Origin of the sequence: Streptomyces uncialis (assembly GCF_001905345.1) — a bacterium.
Lineage (GTDB): Bacteria > Actinomycetota > Actinomycetes > Streptomycetales > Streptomycetaceae > Streptomyces > Streptomyces uncialis.
Genome location: NZ_LFBV01000003.1, coordinates 20,885 through 37,387, shown reverse-complemented (window position 1 = coordinate 37,387; position 16,503 = coordinate 20,885). Strand labels below are relative to the sequence as shown.

General features: G+C 70.0%; 17 protein-coding genes, 1 pseudogene and 1 riboswitch. Of the genes and pseudogenes, 8 read left to right on the top strand and 10 right to left on the bottom strand.

Annotation, left to right across the window (positions count from 1 at the left end; all coding sequences use genetic code 11):
- Positions 1–5: 5 nt before the first annotated feature.
- From AB852_RS14275 to AB852_RS14265, 3 genes are all read right to left on the bottom strand, one after another.
- A complete protein-coding gene (locus AB852_RS14275; protein ID WP_073788000.1) occupies positions 6–311 on the bottom strand; it encodes a hypothetical protein in 306 nt (101 codons plus the stop codon).
- A 354-nt stretch (positions 312–665) separates the two neighbouring features.
- Positions 666–971 carry a hypothetical protein gene (locus AB852_RS14270; RefSeq protein ID WP_073787998.1) on the bottom strand — a complete coding sequence of 102 codons (306 nt, stop codon included), beginning with the start codon at positions 969–971 and terminating at the stop codon, positions 666–668.
- A 210-nt stretch (positions 972–1,181) separates the two neighbouring features.
- Positions 1,182–2,168 (bottom strand): AraC-like ligand-binding domain-containing protein, encoded by a 987-nt coding sequence (locus AB852_RS14265; RefSeq protein ID WP_245876771.1) that lies wholly within the window; start codon positions 2,166–2,168, stop codon positions 1,182–1,184.
- 244 nt (positions 2,169–2,412) lie between these two features.
- Here AB852_RS14265 and AB852_RS14260 point away from each other — a divergent pair, with 244 nt between their 5' ends.
- From AB852_RS14260 to AB852_RS14250, 3 genes and pseudogenes are all read left to right on the top strand, one after another.
- Positions 2,413–2,988 carry a P-loop NTPase family protein gene (locus AB852_RS14260; protein ID WP_073789102.1) on the top strand — a complete coding sequence of 192 codons (576 nt, stop codon included), beginning with the start codon at positions 2,413–2,415 and terminating at the stop codon, positions 2,986–2,988.
- A gap of 357 nt (positions 2,989–3,345) precedes the next feature.
- Positions 3,346–3,581: pseudogene (locus AB852_RS37820) on the top strand (1-deoxy-D-xylulose-5-phosphate synthase N-terminal domain-containing protein); the annotation flags it as partial.
- A gap of 153 nt (positions 3,582–3,734) precedes the next feature.
- Complete coding sequence (locus AB852_RS14250) at positions 3,735–4,286, top strand: hypothetical protein (RefSeq protein ID WP_073787995.1); 552 nt, start codon at positions 3,735–3,737, stop codon at positions 4,284–4,286.
- Positions 4,287–4,488: 202 nt separating this feature from the next.
- On the opposite strand, the gene AB852_RS14245 is transcribed toward AB852_RS14250, so the two are convergent.
- The 6 genes from AB852_RS14245 to AB852_RS14220 form a co-directional block, all read right to left on the bottom strand.
- Positions 4,489–5,013 (bottom strand): hypothetical protein, encoded by a 525-nt coding sequence (locus AB852_RS14245; RefSeq protein ID WP_073787993.1) that lies wholly within the window; start codon positions 5,011–5,013, stop codon positions 4,489–4,491.
- Positions 5,014–5,796: 783 nt separating this feature from the next.
- The gene (locus AB852_RS14240) at positions 5,797–6,711 is read right to left on the bottom strand and encodes a phosphatidylinositol-specific phospholipase C (RefSeq protein ID WP_073787991.1); all 915 of its coding nucleotides are present in this window, start codon (positions 6,709–6,711) and stop codon (positions 5,797–5,799) included.
- Positions 6,712–7,439: 728 nt separating this feature from the next.
- Positions 7,440–8,279 (bottom strand): alpha/beta fold hydrolase, encoded by an 840-nt coding sequence (locus tag AB852_RS14235; protein ID WP_073787989.1) that lies wholly within the window; start codon positions 8,277–8,279, stop codon positions 7,440–7,442.
- Between the two features lie 313 nt (positions 8,280–8,592).
- Complete coding sequence (locus AB852_RS14230; RefSeq protein ID WP_073787987.1) at positions 8,593–8,970, bottom strand: DMT family transporter; 378 nt, start codon at positions 8,968–8,970, stop codon at positions 8,593–8,595.
- On the bottom strand, positions 8,970–9,284 hold the full coding sequence (locus AB852_RS14225; protein ID WP_073787985.1) for a DMT family transporter: 315 nt from the start codon (positions 9,282–9,284) through the stop codon (positions 8,970–8,972). The genes AB852_RS14230 and AB852_RS14225 overlap by 1 nt, the downstream gene beginning before the upstream one ends.
- An 18-nt stretch (positions 9,285–9,302) precedes the next feature.
- A riboswitch (guanidine-III (ykkC-III) riboswitch) is annotated at positions 9,303–9,366 on the bottom strand.
- A gap of 243 nt (positions 9,367–9,609) precedes the next feature.
- Entirely contained in the window at positions 9,610–9,870 is a 261-nt protein-coding gene (locus AB852_RS14220; RefSeq protein ID WP_073787983.1) for a hypothetical protein, read from the bottom strand.
- A gap of 264 nt (positions 9,871–10,134) precedes the next feature.
- Between AB852_RS14220 and AB852_RS14215 the strand changes: the two genes are divergently transcribed.
- Positions 10,135–10,773 carry a hypothetical protein gene (locus AB852_RS14215; RefSeq protein WP_073789100.1) on the top strand — a complete coding sequence of 213 codons (639 nt, stop codon included), beginning with the start codon at positions 10,135–10,137 and terminating at the stop codon, positions 10,771–10,773.
- A 251-nt stretch (positions 10,774–11,024) separates the two neighbouring features.
- Positions 11,025–11,513, top strand: coding sequence for a hypothetical protein (locus tag AB852_RS14210; protein WP_073787981.1), 489 nt, complete (start codon positions 11,025–11,027; stop codon positions 11,511–11,513).
- A 238-nt stretch (positions 11,514–11,751) separates the two neighbouring features.
- On the opposite strand, the gene AB852_RS14205 is transcribed toward AB852_RS14210, so the two are convergent.
- Positions 11,752–12,240 (bottom strand): MarR family transcriptional regulator, encoded by a 489-nt coding sequence (locus AB852_RS14205; protein ID WP_073787979.1) that lies wholly within the window; start codon positions 12,238–12,240, stop codon positions 11,752–11,754.
- 97 nt (positions 12,241–12,337) lie between these two features.
- On the opposite strand from AB852_RS14205, the gene AB852_RS14200 reads away from it, so the two are divergent.
- The 3 genes from AB852_RS14200 to AB852_RS14190 all read left to right on the top strand — a co-directional run bounded on the left by AB852_RS14200 (position 12,338) and on the right by AB852_RS14190 (position 16,502).
- Positions 12,338–13,549: a PP2C family protein-serine/threonine phosphatase gene (locus AB852_RS14200; RefSeq protein WP_073787977.1), complete on the top strand. Its 1,212-nt coding sequence runs from the start codon at positions 12,338–12,340 to the stop codon at positions 13,547–13,549.
- A 179-nt stretch (positions 13,550–13,728) separates the two neighbouring features.
- Entirely contained in the window at positions 13,729–15,408 is a 1,680-nt protein-coding gene (locus tag AB852_RS14195; RefSeq protein WP_425444169.1) for a SpoIIE family protein phosphatase, read from the top strand.
- Positions 15,405–16,502 carry a cobalamin B12-binding domain-containing protein gene (locus tag AB852_RS14190; RefSeq protein ID WP_073787975.1) on the top strand — a complete coding sequence of 366 codons (1,098 nt, stop codon included), beginning with the start codon at positions 15,405–15,407 and terminating at the stop codon, positions 16,500–16,502. Before AB852_RS14195 ends, AB852_RS14190 begins: the two co-directional genes overlap by 4 nt.
- Position 16,503 lies beyond the last annotated feature (1 nt).

Below are 16,503 nucleotides of genomic sequence, written 5' to 3'. Positions count from 1 at the left end.
GATGGCTATGCGGCCCGGTCGTAGTGGGTAGGTTCTTCGGGGGAGGAGGGATCATCCTGCCCGTCCTCCCCGCTGGCGGCCCGCCGCAGGAGCCTTTTCTGGGCAGCTCGGAGGAGGGCCCAGGTGATGAACAGGACCGCAGTCGCCGCCCAGGTGACGACCCACCAGTCGGTGGCCGACCGGAGCATGGCCTCGGCGGCGGTCAGGGCCATGGCGGCCGCGTGGGCCCAGCACAGCAGAACGCCCGCCCAGCGGGTCGCGCGGTCGATTCCGTGGATGCCGTGCTCAACTCGTCGGCCGTCCTGTTCCATGATCCCCCCTGTTTGGCACGTTCTTCTTTGCCCGACCTTGACTTTTCGTACGTTCGAGCGCGCGGAACGGCACCCTCCGGGATTGGTCTCCAGCCCCGCTTCAGTCTTCGGTGGAGCGGGGATTGATGTGTACGCCTGTCGGCCGGCCGCGGCTCGCATGTGCGGCGGTGCCGGGATGTCCGGGTAGCCGTCGGCCGGGCCATATGCCTGCTTGCCGGGGCGGGCGGCCTGCCGCCATGGCGGAGCCGTCGTGGACTTCTCGCCGGTGGCGGAGCGTGCGCCGTTGCCGCCGCTTCCGCGGGGAGCACCCGGACCGGGTGCGGGTCATGGGGCGTGCGCTGGTGCCCGGGTGGTTCAGATGGACGGGGTGCCTGTGTATTCGAGCTTGTGGTCGCCCTGGCCGTCGTTCCGGTGGTTGTGGACGATCATGGTGTCACCCATCAGCGGCGGGGCGGCCGACGACCACGGAATCCGGCAGATATGCCTGTCGACGCGGACGTTGTTGACCCGGGTCCTCAGGTTGCAGACGGTTCCCTTCTGGACGATGTCGTACCTCTCCAGCCGGAGGTGGAGCTCCAGCTTCTCGAAGTCGACCCGGCCGCCGTGCCGCCAATCGGTGGTGCTCTCGACCCGGAAAACACTTGTGGAGTCCCTCTGCACGCAGAAGGCGAGAGCGAGGTCGACGTCGTCCCCGGGCGAGCGTCGATACGGTCGCGGCGGCGGGCATGCGTGACTTCACGTCTTCTCCCTGAATGCGGTGGACCGGGGCGGTCGCCCCTCTGACCTGGACGTACAGGCCACGGGAGCGAACCGCTCGCACGAACGTATCCAGGGGCGGGGGCGCTGGCTGTGCATTGCCCGCACGATGCCTTAACCAGGTGTGCGGTCCGGGCCGCGGTCGGGCGTGCGGTGCCGGACCTGGTCGCCCGCTTCCTGGCGGTATTCGGTCGGGCTCGTTCCGTAGGCGTTGCGGAAGGCGCGGCTGAACGTCACCGCGCTGGTGAACCCCCAGCGGGCGGCGATGACGTGTACGGGGCGGGCCTCGCCCGGTCGGGCACCGGCGGTGCGGGCCAGTTCGGCGCGGCATTGTTCGAGGCGGCGGCGCCGTACGGACGCGCTGACGCTCTCGCCCCGTTCCTGGAAGAGCGCGTACAGGTGGCGGACCGAGAGGTGGTGGTGGGCGGCGATGGCCCCGGGGGTGAGGCCCGGGTCCCCGAGATTGCCGTCGATGAAGGTGTCGATCCGTCGCAGCAGCAGGTGTTTGCGGGTCCTGCCCGGCAGTTCGTCGTGAGCGTCCAGATGGTGGGCGATCAGCCCGGACGCCAGATCCACGGCGACGGCGCCGAGACGGCCCAACTCGGCGGGACCGCAGTGGTCGGCCTGGGAGTCGAGCGTCGTGATGAACCGTGCCAGGAACGCCCCCACTCCCCGGTGGACGTCCAGCCGTCGTGCCAGCAGGCGGTCCACCTTGTCCGGCGGGAGGGGTATCACCGCCCTGGGCAGCCGCAGGATGTGCGCCTGCACACGCCGGCTCGCCGTCTCCGCCTCGAAGGGGCGGGACGTGTCGAACAGGACCGCGTCCCCGGCCCTCAGCTCCACGTCACCACGGTTCTGGGACAGCCGTTTCACACCTCGCGAGATCAGGGCCAGCGCGTACTCGCCCGGATCGCTCCGTCTGATCAGCGCCGGGGTGCGCCAGGCCCGGTGAGCACCGTAGGAGAACCGGACAGCCCGTACCGCACCCAGGTCCAGGCTCCCGGCCCGCGCGTGGAAACCTGTCTCCTTCGCCATGACCAACCGGGTGGGGGCCACCTCACGCGAGATGAGATCGATGTACCACTCGGACCTGTCCCGCAACGCAAGAGCATCCGTCGACACCACGTCCCACACCCGGCCCCACCCCCGCACTCCCCGACGGCGGGCCCGCCACCAGCCGTCACCACACCCCGAACGCTAGGCCGCCGACGGACCGGAGCGCATCCGCCAAGAGACGGGCCGGCCCGCCGCGGGAGAACCCACAGACGCGCGAGACCCGCCCGCTCGCCAACAACGTGGGAGTCCCCGGCGTGCGCCCGGTGCGCGGGTCTGTTCGGTGGGGGAGGTGACGACGGCCTCCCGGGCCCAGCTCATCGTGCTGCGCGGCAACAGCGCCACCGGCAAGACCTCGGTTGCCGCCGGAGTGCGCGAGCGCTACGGACGCGGCGTCGCCGTGGTCGGTCAGGACACCCTGCGCCGGGATGTACTGCGCGAGCGCGACATCCCCGGCGGCGCGAACGTCGGCCTGGTCGGCCTCACCGTCCGGTACGCACTGGAGCACGGCTTCCACACGGTGCTGGAAGGCATCCTGTACGTCGGTCACTACGGTGACATGCTCGCCGGGCTGCTCCCCGAGCACCCCCAGTGCAGCCACTGCTCCTACTTCGACGTCCCGTTCGAGCAGACCCTGGAACGGCACGCGACCAAACCGATCGCCTCCGAAGTCGGCGAGGCGCAGCTGTCCGAGTGGTATCGACCGCTGGATCTGCTGCCCGGCGGAGTCGAGACCATGATCTCCGCGACCAGCACCCTGGACGAGACGGTCGACCGGGTGATGCGAGCGTCGGTCCTGACTGCTCACCCCTCCGCACCGAACGCGGTCGACGGCAGCGCTGGGACTGCGAACCGCACCCCGCGCTGAGCCGCGATGCGGCGATGACAGCCGAACCGGTCGCATCACGCGCTCTCCACGTCCATGGCCACAAGGGGAACGCCTGGCTGGATGACGGGGTGATCGTTCTCCATTAGGACGGACTGCGGCGGCGTATACCGCTGGCGGCCGTCGCCGAGGTCCGCAACGGAGGCCGCAGACAGCCCTCCCTGGAGATTGCCCTGCGCACGGACGAAGGCGCCGGGACGGAGACCGGGATCGGGACCGGGACCGGGCGGGGCTCATCCCGTCGCCGCGCGGCCCGTCCCACCGCGGTCACCGAACACATCACCACGGTCGAAGACGTCTGCTTCGCCATGCCCGCCCACCACGAGGACCCGATGCCAGATGACCACCGACCTCAGCAAACGCCCCCGCACCAAGGATTTCCCCTTGCTGGCCGGGATCAGCTGCCCCAGGGCGCTGCGCGCCGTCCCCGCCGACCGGGTGCCACAACTGGCCGCGCAGATAAGAGACTTCCTGGTGGAGAGGTGTGTGCCTCGGGCGGTCATCTGGGCCCGAACCTGGGGACGGTAGAACTCACCCTCGCCCTGCACCGGTTGTTCGACTCGCCGCGCGACAGGGCGGCAGCGTTGTCGTGGGCGGTGAGCGGCACGGTGCAGGTCTCCCCGGCCACCGTCACGGTCACGTGGACGGCGTGACATGTGACGACAGAACCTAGGGTGGTGAACGGACGCCGAGCATCACCGGCCCGGCCGAACGAGGAGAACCCGCTTGTGAGCGAGAACCCCGCCCGTCACCTGTCCGAGGCCGACGCCATCGCGGCGCACCCCATCCTGGACAACGTCGGAGACCTCGCACGGCTGCTCTCCCAGCTCCCGCCGGACATGGCCCTGACGCTCGATCAGCATGTGCGCGCGGACCCCGCCGAGCCCGCCGAGATGTACACCGTCACGCCGCGTCTGGTCGGCATGGTCAACGACGAGACCGCGCAGACGGTGCCGGGACTCCAACTCGGCACGGTCTACGTGCCTGCCGAAGGAGACGAGAACGCCCAGGCCGCCGCAGCCGTCCGCCGCGACCTCCTCCCGGAGAACCTCCTGGCCCGCGCCGGAGCCCGAATCCTCGATGGCCGGGATCTCCAAGCAGGCCTCAAGGACCTCACCGGTCTGCTGCAGGAGGTCGGGCTCCTTCTCGGGGAAGGCGCGAAATGGCTGTCCAGGGACGACCCGGCCATGACATCGCTCCAGGTGGAGGCCGACCGTATCCAGCACGCAGCCGCCCGCATCACCCAGCTCGCCGATACGGTGGAGTCGCCTGAATGGTAGATCGCCTGTACCTGCGGCACCCCACCGTGCCGGCGTCCCAGCGGCTGCGGGAGAGCAGGTATCGCAGTCCGTCCGGGGTGGCGCGGCCGGCCCACTCGGCGAGCTGCCGCCCGTTCCCGCGCAAGTGTCCGCTCTGTGCTCCGGGGAAAGAAGTACATGTACCGGTCAGGGCTGCTTCCTCGCGCGCCCGTGCCGGAGTCCGTCAACTCTTCGGTAGCGGTGAGGGCCGGGCGATGGAACGTTCGAGGGAGTCGGTCAGCCAGAGGTGGGAGGTGCCCAGTGTCACCGGGGTGTCGCCTGCCTCGGCTACGAGACGCCAGTAGTGACGCATCCGCGGGACCCGGTCGGCGGCTACATGGCCCAGTAACCGGTTTCTGAACTCCGGGGTGTCGCGAGCGCCGCGCACCGAGGCATGTACGGCGACGAACCGGTCGAGCGCGGGGCCCGCGCGGGGCGGCTCGCCCGCTCGTACCATGGGTTCGGCCAGCGTGCACGCGTCGCCGATCCCCTTCATCAGCTCGTCCTCGTCAGCGATCAGGTCGGCGTTGTCCCGCGTCATGGCCAACAGGCCGCGCGTCAGCGACCGGTCGCCCGCCAAGGCGAACAACTGGGCGAACGCGACCACTTGCAGCGGGGTCGGGTCGGCCGGCGGCTCGGGCACGGCCATGGTCACGAACGCGGTGAACATCGCTTCGGACACCGGGGCGACCATGGTGCGGGCCGACATCCGGGAGCGTCCGGTCGGGCTTCCCGGGCCGGACCGTGGGGGGCCGGTGCTCGCGGTGCGGTCCGTCGGCGCCGGCGGGACGGTGAGGTCATGACGAGTCCCTGTTGGTGGTCTACCCACCGGACAAGCGTGGGTGGAGGCGGCTGCGCGGAACGGGCAGATCCTCCTGGGAGGATGGTCACCCTTCCGTCGGCACCGGCCCGCCTCCCCGCCGACCGGGCCGCTGTGGCGCCCCGGGCAGGGCGCCCGTGCCGAACGGGGGTGTGCCGAGGCCGGAGGCGGCCGGGGGTGCGCTATCGGTCGGCGTGCAACGCCTGGTTGCGTGAGGTGCGGAGCCGACCGGGCCCGTGATGCTGGCGGGCCCGGCCGATCTCTCGGGGCGGTGGGTTCAGTGGCCGCACCGACGCGGCATCGACGATCTCGGGCGTCCAATCAGCTCACGTCTGGCACCGAGCTCGTTCAGGACCGTCCGGTGCCGCCGCCTGCGTCACAGGCCGCCCCGGTCCACACGGTGAACCGACGGTGCGCGGTGGCAGGCCAGACGCCGAACGACTCCGGCAACACCGCCAAGCGCACCCGCTCGTCAGCACGTGCACGACAGCCGTGCACACCGCCGTCTCGTCTGCCGGGACAGCACTCCACCCTGCGGGCGGGACGTCGGCCTCGGCACCAGCGGAGCCGCCACTTCCCACAGTTCGTCCGGAGCCGGTCGACGCGACAGATCAACCCCCACATTGCGGCAGCGTGCCGCACCCACCCCGAAGTGCCGCGTGAGAAATCCTCCTAGATGAAGTTCTTGTTGATCAGGAGGTCCAGGATGTCGGTGCGGTAGTTGGGGAAGTCCATCGGCACTATGCCGAAGCGGGCCCGCTGATTCCTTCTGGGGTCCAGATACGCGTAGACGCTCGGAAGGATCTTCTCGGCACCGATGGCGGGATTGGGGATGGGGCCCTTGGCTGTACTGGTGAAGTTGATGAACATCTTGGACGTGCTGTGGTCATAGAAGGCTTTGTCGAAATGCGCGACGATCGCCCTCCTCTTCGCATCGTCCGAAACGTTGTACTGGTCCTGGATGTCGCAGTGGCCGCTCCATCTGAGGGTCGACCAGTCGTGGGTGAAGTCGGTGAGGAGCACGACCTTTCCGCGGGCTTGTCCCAGGGTGGGCCACGACGGGTTGGTCCAGAAGAGCGAGCGGAAGCCCATGGACGGGTCGTCCAGGTGCCAGTTGAAGCGGCGCTTGAATTCCTCCGCGTTGAGTTTGTTGCCGCCGCTGTGCTCGTTCTTGATCCGCATGACGATTACTTCGCCCGGGTTGCCGCGGAGGAACGTTCTACAGTCGCTGAGAACGTCTTGGTAGCGCTTGTACATGTAGACAGGGCCGTGGTAAAGGCCCATCTCGTTCGCAGTTCCCGCCAGGCCGTTCAGACGGATGTCGAGGAATCGGATACCGTTGCCGAGCTGCGTCGGCAGGTTCCAGTCCTGGCATTTGGGGACGGCGCCCCCGGTGATGGAACACGTGTTGTGGGTGCCGGGGATCGTCAGGCTGGTGATGGGCAGGCTGCTGGAGAGAGAACTCATCCAGGAGCGGTAGGCCCAGCTCGCGGCAGTGGCCGCACTTGGCATGCCGAGCACCGCGGCGGTGGCCAGGCCACCGGCACCGGCTCCCCACTTCAGAACGTCACGACGGGTAGGGGACATCTGCACACTCCGGTTCGACAAGGGGAATTACCGCATTTACTGGGGCGTGCTTTCGTCCGCCCCGCCCGCGCGGGGGCTTCGAGCTGCTCCGCGAAACGGGTTTCTGCTCCACTCTGAAATTGCTCGGTGGCCGTCTCCGAACGGATAGGGAGGCTGTATGCCCGGGGTGAGTACCTGCTTGTACCTGCGCCGGACCGGCGTCCGGGCAACCCGCAGCGCGACACCGCGAACCCGCCCCCGCCGGATCCCGTCGGGGCGGGGGCCACTGGCAGGGGCCCCCGGACGCGGAACGGACCCGCCTGGGTCGATGCAGGAACGCGTGCTCCGACTTGGCGGTGCCCGGCTGTGCGCGCTACCGCCCCCCTGCCCCGCGGATACGGAGTTTGCCTGCGGAAGAGGTGATTCAGCCATCTGGCCACATCAGCAAGACCGTTCACCCGACGACGCTTCCAGCGAGAGAGAGGGACCACCGGCCCCGGAGGTTGCCTCACCCCGCCATCCGGCTCACCTGCCTCACCCACCTCATCTGCCTCACCTGTTCAAGGGGACCGGCGGAACCTGCGGCAGACACACCACGTCGGCCCCACTACGCGGGGACGCTCCTCGCTCCTCGCTGTGCTCGACCGCCCGGCCCAGAGCGTCGTCGTCGGCGTCGTCGTCCGGGGCCCGCCCCGCCCTTGCCTCCTGGGCTGTTCGACGGCCAAGAGGCACCGCGAGGGCCGTATGGGTCAGGTCTTGCTGCACCGGCCGTCAGGTATGGAGTCGAGGAATCGGCGGATCGCGACCGCTGACTCCTTCGGCCTCCGTAGATGGGGCCAGTGGTCGGCGTTCAGTTCGACCAGGGTGGTGCCGGGGCGTCGGGATGCCATCTCGCGGGCCTGCGCGGTGGGCAGCACGGTGCTGGCCGTGCCGTGCAGGAGCAGCGCGGGGCAGTGGGAGCCCAGCCATTGGTGCCAGTGGTCGCCGAGCAGACGGGTGTCGGAGTCGATCATGTCCGTGGGGTGGGAGCCGAGCCGCCACCCGTCGTGGTGCGGTCGCAGTCCGTTTTCCAGCAGGGGTGTCAGGGAGCCGCAGGCGGCCAGGAGTTCCTCGCGTGTGGGGGCGGAGTACGGAATGCCGAGCAGGACGGACAGCGGGACGGGGTTCACGACGGGCAGGTACGCGGGCCCGTCGATGTTGATCAGTGCGCTCACCGCGTCGGGGCGGGCCGCGGCCAGGTAGTAGGCGTTGACGGCACCGAGGGAGTGCCCGAGGACGGGCAGGGGCTGATGGCCCAGGCCCAGGTGGGTGAGCAGGAGGTTCAGATCGTCGAGGTATCCGGTCCGGTCGTACCGCTTCGCCCGGTCGGAGTCCCCGTGCCCTCGCTGGTCCGGTGCGACCACCCGCCACGCGTCGGGGCTCAGGTCGCGGGCGAGGTCCGCGAAGTCGGCTCCTTCGCCGAGGTGCCCGTGCAGCGCGAGCAGGGGCCGTCCCTCCGTCGGCCCGAAGTCGAGACAGGAGAGGCGCCGCCCGTCGGGAGTGGTGAGGTGCTCGCGTACGGGTTGACCCGGGGCTGGTTCGGTGGGCATGGCTTCACCGTAGAGAACGCGCACACGGGACGTGCCACCATTTTTCCCCGCCAGGTACGCCCCACTGCGCGAGTACGCCGACGAAGTCGAGCGCGTATGCCTCTTGTACTGGGTGGCAGCTTTTCGAACCGCGGTCGTCGTCGTGGGAGCACGTACTTGACCGCGTCACCGTCCGCAGCCGTGCCGGAACGCCCGTCGGGCCGCCTGTGAGGGTCGGCCCGGCGGGCGTTCCAGGGTGGCCCTTCGCCGGGTATCGGTCGGTCGATACCCGGCGTCGCTGTGCGGTCGGCCTGGGGTCGGATCCAGGCCGGGGTCACTGCGGGCTCTGTGCCTCCGGTGTCTCCGGCAGTCGCTGCTCGGCCTTGGGGCCCGGCTTGGTCTTGACGAACTTCAGCCCGATGACGCACAGGATGATCCCGCCGAGGAACACGATCTTGAGCGGGGAGGTGGGCTCCTCGCCGGTGATCATGGCGTAGAGGACCGTCAGGGCCGCTCCGATGCCGATCCAGACCGAGTAGGCCACGCTGATCGGAATCCGGATCATGGCGTAGCCCAGGCCCGCCATGCTGAGGGCGAGCCCGACGAAGAAGACGACGGTGGGGACCGTTTTGCTCAGCCCGTCGGAGAGACCGAGGGCCGTGGCCCAGACGGCTTCGAACACGGCACTGATGAGAAGGATGACCCAGGACATCAGCTGACCGCCTTCAGTCCGACGACGCAGCCGACGAGACCCAGCAGCAGGAGTACTCGCGCGGTGGTGGCACGCTCCTGCCCGGTCGCCATGGCCCAGACGGCGGTGAGCACCGCCCCGATGCCGACCCAGACCGCGTACGCGGTCCCCGTCGGCAGACTCTTCATGGCGAACGCGAGACCTGTCATGCTCGCTGCGAGAGCAACCCCGAAGATGATGGTCGGGACGGGGCGCTTGAAGTTCTTGGACGCTGACAGTGCTGTGGCCCAGACGGCCTCCAGCACTCCTGATACGACGAGAATGAACCACGCCATGACGGAACTGACCTCCCAAGTGGCCAGTCTTGTCGCTGAGCGGGTACTGATCCGTCGTCCGCAGGCCCCGCGGGGGCCTCATCACCTGTATAGCACAACGGAGTGGCGCCCTGGTGAGCCCGTTCGAGGCCAGGAGCGCGTGGTCCTGGCCGCCCAAGGCGATCTCCCGGGGCGACCACCTTGGCCGGCGGAAGCGCCGGCGCCGCTGCTGAGGCCGTGGTGGCCTGGTGGCCCATGAGCCGCCCCGGCACGCTCCGGCGCGGCAGCCCCGCTTCGCGCCGAGCCGGACCGGTGAACGCCTGGTCGCGTGAGGTACGCCGTCCGGTCATCCGGTCGGGCGGCCCGCTGCTCCGGCGACGACAAGGGCGCGGGCGGTCTCCTTCAGTGCGACGCGGGCGGCAGGGGTCCCGGCGGGGGTGTCCCAGTAGGGGTGGGCCGCGATCCGGGCGGACAGGGCCAGAAGCCGACGGCGGCACGCGGCCGCACCGGTGCCGGTGACGGCCGTGTCCGCGAGGCGCCCGTACGTGACGTACCAGGCGATCTGGCTCTCCAGGAGGTCGGCAGGGAAGCTGTGCTGTTGCGCCATGAACCAAATTAGATCGCATGTTCGATTTGCATGGCAAAAGCCCTCCACCTTTGACCTGCCGCGGTGAAGGTTGAGGGGTCCGGTCGTGGCAGGGACGGTGAATGGGCTGGAGGCGGCCTTGGCTGAGGCGAGCCGCGATGAACTAGCCGAGTGCCTGGAGGATCCGGCCTGGCGGGCTTCCCGAACCGCCGCTTACGGGCTGGGTAATGTCACAACCGGGACACATCGCCTATGGGGCAGCGCCAGGTCGGCCAGGATCGGCTGATGAAGAAGAAGTTGCTCATAGCCCTCGGCGCCGTGTTCGGGTCCCTCCTGCTACTGACGGTCATCGGGTTGATCGTCGGCGAAGAACCGCCCGCCGACACGGCTGCCGACTCCAAGCCCGCCAGTGCTGTCAAGAAGGACGAGAAGAGCGATGTCAAGGCCGAGATCGCAACGCTCCCGGACATGACCGGCAAGGGACTGCAAACGGCCCAGGACGAGGCGCAGGCCGCCGGATTCTTCGGGCTGGTGTCGCACGACGCACTGGGGCGCGGCCGCTTGCAGGCACTGGACCGGAACTGGAAGGTGTGCAGTCAGACCCCCAGACCGGGCGAACACTCCATCGAGTCGGACATCGACTTCGGCGCGGTCAAGCTCGAAGAGCAGTGTCCCGGCAAGGACATCGCGGAACCGCCGACCGCCGGGGAGTCGATGCCCGACTTCGCGGGCAAGGCCGTGTCCGTCGCCCGCCGGTCCTTGGACGGCGGCGCCAGCATCACCGTCAACGACATCTCCGGAGAGGACCGGATGGTCCTCATCGAGTCCAACTGGAAGGTGTGCGGTCAGCAGCCCGCCGCAGGGGCGGCGCTCAACGGGCAGCCCATCACCTTCAGCGCGGTGAAGTTCGAGGAGTCCTGCTGATCACAGCGTGAAGCTGCACGTTGCCGGGCCCGGCCTTGCTGATCGCGCGGCCGGGGCCTTGACCACCTCGGGACGTGCCGCAACGTTGGACACAGCGGCCATGATGGCCGGTCGGTCCGCGCGAGCGCGCCTCATTCGAGAACCTCCTCCTGCTGGTCGCCCGCAAGGCCGACTCCTCAGCCGTCCCGACACGCGGGAGGGGATCCGCACCACCGACATCCCGAGAAAGCCGCCTGGCGAAAGGAAGCACGATGCCCCCTGACCTGACCGAACTGGCCCGTACAGGACGTGTGCTGGAGGAGGCGCGGTCCCTGCTGGAGGCCGACCGCGCACGCCTTGAGGAGCGGTACGGCCCGTCACCGTACGGAGATATCGCCGCCGGGAGCCCGGACCAGACCCTGCGCGGCATCAGGGACATGTCCAGCAGCGTGTCCGACGCCCTTGAGAGGATCGCCCTGGCCGCCGGCTACTCCGTACTCGGCTTCGACCAGCGGGCCGACCGCGCGCTTCGGCTGGCCCGGATGACGCCCGTGTCCATCCCCTCCGGCGCGGACCGCATGGCCCGCCCGCTCGGCGAAGCCACCGTACGGGCACTGGAGATGATCCGGGACCTCGGCCTCTTCCCCGGCGAGACCGCGATCGCGATCGACGTGGCCCTCGCGGCGCCGCAGGCGACGTATCCCCCCGCGGACTGGGACGCCTACGCGCGCGAGAAGAGGTGGCGCTCCGAGCACCCCTGACCCCGACCGGCCACCCCGGCAGCAACGCCGCGCCCAGGCACACCCGCTGCCCGTCGGAGCCCACGCCACGGCCGAGGTCCACGACGCCGTCGCAACCGGCCCCCGCCCTGTTCCACACGCGAGACACCGGACCGGCCACGGCCGGACCGGTGCCCGGCCTCCACCGGCGGGCCCCGATCGCCGTCTCCGCCCGGACAGGTCACCGCACCGCTCCTCACCTGCGGATGACGCGGGTTCCTCAGGCGGTTTCCCGGTGGCCGAGCGACTGGGTGGGTTCGCTGACCGCGTCGCACAGTGCGCTGAGCCCGGTGGCGAGGGCGTGCCGGGCGTCGGGGGCCATCCGGCTCATGGCCTGTTGCAGGGCCAGTTCCCGGCGGTGCCTGATGCCGTGCAGGTGGGCGGTGCCACTGTCGGTGAGTTCCAGCTGCATTTCGCGGCGGTCCTGGGGGCGCGGGGTCCGGCGGAGGAATCCGGCGGCCTGGAGGCGGTCGCAGAGGCGGGTGACGGAGGGCGCGGCCGCGGAGAGGCGGCGGCCCAGGGTGCTCGCGTTGATGCCGGGTTCGCGTTCGATGATGTACATCACACGCGTCTGGGCGGCCGAGAGTGGCGCGGTGCTGAGGGTGCCGCGGCCCCGCTCCCAGGCGATTTCGAGGAGCTCCAGGACCTGGCCGATGTCGGGCGCGGCCGGGGAGCCGTGCGGGTGCGGGGGGGCGGGGGTCTCGCGCATGTGACACTCCCGAGTGGGCCTTGTGTGCCCGTTCCGGCTGGTCGATGTGGACAGTCGCACAGATGAAGATATGTGAAGGAAGGAAGGACCGGTACCGGTGGACAGACCCAGCGCGGTCGAGCGCTCCCTGCGCGAGGCCGCGCCCCACGAGATCTTCGACGTGGTCCGCTCCCTGATCGAGCGCCGACACCATGCCCGTGCGGTGGAACTGCTGATGGCCGACTACGCCATGACCAGGCTGCAACCTGTCGGAGTCCTCCCGCACACCCGGCCCCCGGTTTCGGTGCACGACAGTGCACCGGGCCGTGCGTTCGGCGCCCAGGAGGCGCACTGTGTGTCCGACGGTTCGGGGTCCACGGTGACGGCGCACCTGCCGGTCAGTGTACGGGGGGACCGGCTGGGGGTGCTGAGCGTCACGCTGGAGGCCGGGGCGGGCGGGCCGTCGGCGGATGTGCTGGAGGAGCTCCAGGAGTGCGCGAACGCGCTGGCGCACGAGGTGGTGGTCGCGGAGCGGGACACCGACCTGTTCCTCCAGGCGCGCCGCGCGGAACGGCTGACGCTGGCCGCCGAGATGCAGTGGCAGTTGCTGCCCGGGCGTTCCTGTGCCCGGCCGGAGTACAGCCTCGGCGCCCAGCTGGAGCCCGCGTACGCCATTTTCGGCGACAGCTTCGACTGGTCGGCGTCGGCCGACGACCTGTACCTGACCGTCAGCAACGGTATGGGCGAAGGGATCGACGCCGCGCTGCTGACCAATCTCGCGATCAATGCCCTGCGCAACGCCCGACGCGCCGGCCTGGACCTGGTCGATCAGGCGTATCTCGCCGACCAGGCGATCCACGGACAGCACCAGGGCAGCCATTACCTGTCGACGCTGCTGCTCCGGTTCCACCTCCCCACCGGAGCCGTGGAGATCATCGACGCAGGCTCCCCGCGCATCTGGCGGCTGCGCGCGGGCGTGGTCGAGGCGATCGGGCTGGAGGCACAGATGCCGCTGGGCATGTTCGACGACACCACCTATGTTCCCCAGCACTTCCAGGTCGAGCCGGGGGACCGCCTGCTCTTCATCAGTGACGGGGTCTATGACGCGCTGTCACCCGGCGGTGAGAAGTACAGCTCCCGCGCGCTGGCCGCTTCGATCAGCGCCACGCGACTGCTGCCCGCCGCGCAGGTGCCCAGAGCCGTGCTGCGGGAGCTGCTAGGACATCGCGGCTCCGGCCCTGCGGTGGACGACTCCCTGGTGATGTGTCTGGACTGGCACGGCCGTCCCGGCCCGGTCCAGGACGCCAGTTCTCCCACCCGGGTCATATGACCTTTCGGTGAAGGTTGTGAACCTTCACCGCGAGGAGTGCGCGAGACGCGCCTTTCCCGAACGGCGGCCCGTGGGGGCGGGTTGCCATCGACGACACGCCTGAGTGATGCTTGCCGTCGGTTAAGTATTTTTCCTCCAGTGGGAAGGGTGGTGTGGTTCGCCTCGGGCGGGCCCTCTATATGGCCTCTACCGAGATGGTCTCCGTCACGGGACCCGAGCAGCACTCGTACGGTCTGTGGGCTCAGGCCCCCTGCCCCGCGATCATGGCCGACGGGACCGGCACCCTCGTACAGGTGAACCCCGCGGCCGCCCTTCTCCTGAAGGACGCGGTGCCCGGCGCGAGCCTGCGGGACGCGGTCCCGGACTGGCTGGCCAGCGCCCACCGGGAAGCGGTCGCCCACGGGCAACTCCTCGCGCAGGACCGCCGGCACGCCGAGGCACTCCCTCCGGTATCGGGACGGATCGCGGCGCACAGCTTCGAGGCGCACCCCACTGCACAGCGGGACGGGAGCGTGGCGTGGTGGCTGATCGACGACACCGACCGGCGCAACGCCGAAGAGGCGCTCGCCACCGAGCGCGAACGCACCAGATTCCTCGCGGAGGCGTCCAACGTCCTGCTGGCCTCACTGAACACCGACAGGTGCATGGCCGCCACCGCGCAGCTGGCCGCCGAATACCTCGCGGATGTGGCGGTCGTCGTCGCCCCGTCGTCCGGCGGAAAGCTGCCCGTCGCCCTCGCCATCACGGGCCAGGACGTCATCCGCACCAGGGTGTCCGCCGATCCGTCCCAACTCCCGGGCCTCAGCGAGGCGTTGCAGGGGTTCCCGCCCGTGCCCTCACGCTGGATCGACCCCGCGGCCCTGCCCGACTGGACCGTCCCGCAGGACTTCGGCGGAACGATCCGGTCCGTCGTCGTGACCCCCCTGCCCGGCCACGGCGTGCCCGCCGGAGCCCTGATCCTGCTGCGCACCACCGACCACGCGCGGTTCAGCGAGAACGAAGAGATCTTCGCCCGGCTGTTCGCCGCCCGGGCCGGCGCCGCCCTGTCCGCCTCCCGCCTCTACAGCGAACAGAGCGCCATCACCCAGACCCTCATGCGCGACCTGCTCCCGCCCCGGCTCCAGCGGCTCAACGGCGTGGAGATCAGCGGCGGCTACCGGGCCGCCGGGGCCGGTGAACGGGTGGGCGGCGACTTCTACGACGCCCACCCCGGCAGCACCCCGGACGACGCGTCACTGGTGGTCCTGGGCGACGTGTGCGGCAAGGGCCTGGACGCGGCGGTCCTGACCGGCAAGATCCGCAACACCCTCCAGGCGCTGATGCCGATGGCGGACGACCACGAGCGCATGCTGCAACTCCTCAACGGAGCACTCCTGACCTCGCACCACACCCGCTTCGCGACCCTGGTGATGGCGTCGGCGCAGCGCACGGAGAACCAGGTACGGCTGCGCCTCACCTCGGCCGGTCATCCCGCCCCGCTGGTGATCCGCATGGACGGCAGCGTCGAGGAGGTCCCCACCCACGGCACTCTGATCGGCGCCCTCCCGACCATCGAGGTCCGCTCGGTCGAGACGGTTCTGCAACCGGGCGAGACATGCGTGCTCTACACCGACGGATTCACCGAGGCCCGCGGCGGACCGCTCGGCGACGAACTGTTCGGCGACGAACGCCTGAAGCATGCCTTGGCGGAGTGCGCCGGCATGCCCGGGGAAGCCGTCGTCGAGCGCATCCAGATGCTCGCCTCGCAGTGGCTGCGTGACGGCCGCCGCGACGACATGGCCGTCATCGCGATCAGCGCCCCCCTCACGACCCACCTGAGTGCGGTGAACGGCCACACCCGGGGCAGGTACACCGCATGAACCCGACCGACAACACCGAAACCGGCGACGTCCGAACTCTCCAGGACCGGCTGTGGAAGGCGGTGACCGGCCGCGACGAACACCGTGCCGCCGATATCGTCCTCACCGCCCTGGAGGATGGCGTGGACGCGGAGACGATCCTGCTGGATCTCATCGCCCCGGTGCAGGTGAAGGTCGGTGCGCAGTGGGCGGCCAACCGCCTGAGCGTCGCACAGGAACATGCCGCCACCGCGATAACCGAGCGCGTCATCGCCGCCCTCGCCCACCACCCCGCCGTCCGCACCCCACCTGCCCTGGGCCGGGTCACCGTGGCGTGCGTGGACCAGGAATGGCACGTCCTGCCAGCCCGCCTCCTCGCCGAAGTCCTCACCCTGCGCGGCTGGCAGGTCGACTTCCTGGGCGCCCAGGTGCCCACCCACCACCTCATCACCCACCTCCACCACCACGGCGCGGACGCCGTCGCGCTCTCCTCCTCCCTCCCCACCCGACTGCCCACCGCCCACGCCGCGATCACCGCCTGCCAGGCCATCGGAATCCCCGTCCTCACCGGCGGAGCGGCCTTCGGACCCGACGGCCGCTACGCCCGCCTGCTCGGAGCCAACGCCTGGGCCCCCGACGCGCGCGCCGCCGCCCGGCAGCTCGCCGACGGCATCCCCCCGCCCAGCCTCGCCGCCGGGCGGCAGCAGATCGACGACCTTCCCCACCTCGCCGACCAGGAGTACACGTTCGTCGCCCGCTCCCAGGGACAGCTCGTCAGAGGAGTCCTCGCCCGGCTCGAAGAGCAGTTCCCCGCGATGGCCGCCTACACCACCCCCCAGCGCGAGCGCACCGCCGAGGACATCGGACACATCGTCGACTTCCTGGCCGCGGCCCTCTACACCGATGACGACGACCTGTTCACCACGTTCATCATCTGGACGGCCGGCATCCTCACCGCACGCCACGTCCCCGCCCGGTCCCTGCACCCCGCCCTGAACATCCTGGCCGCCGAACTCAAGGACTTCCCCCGATCCACCCGGCTGCTCGACCAGGCACGCTTCGCCCTGGACGGCGCGCCCCTGCCGGCCGGAACACACCCCGGAGTCACCGCATGAC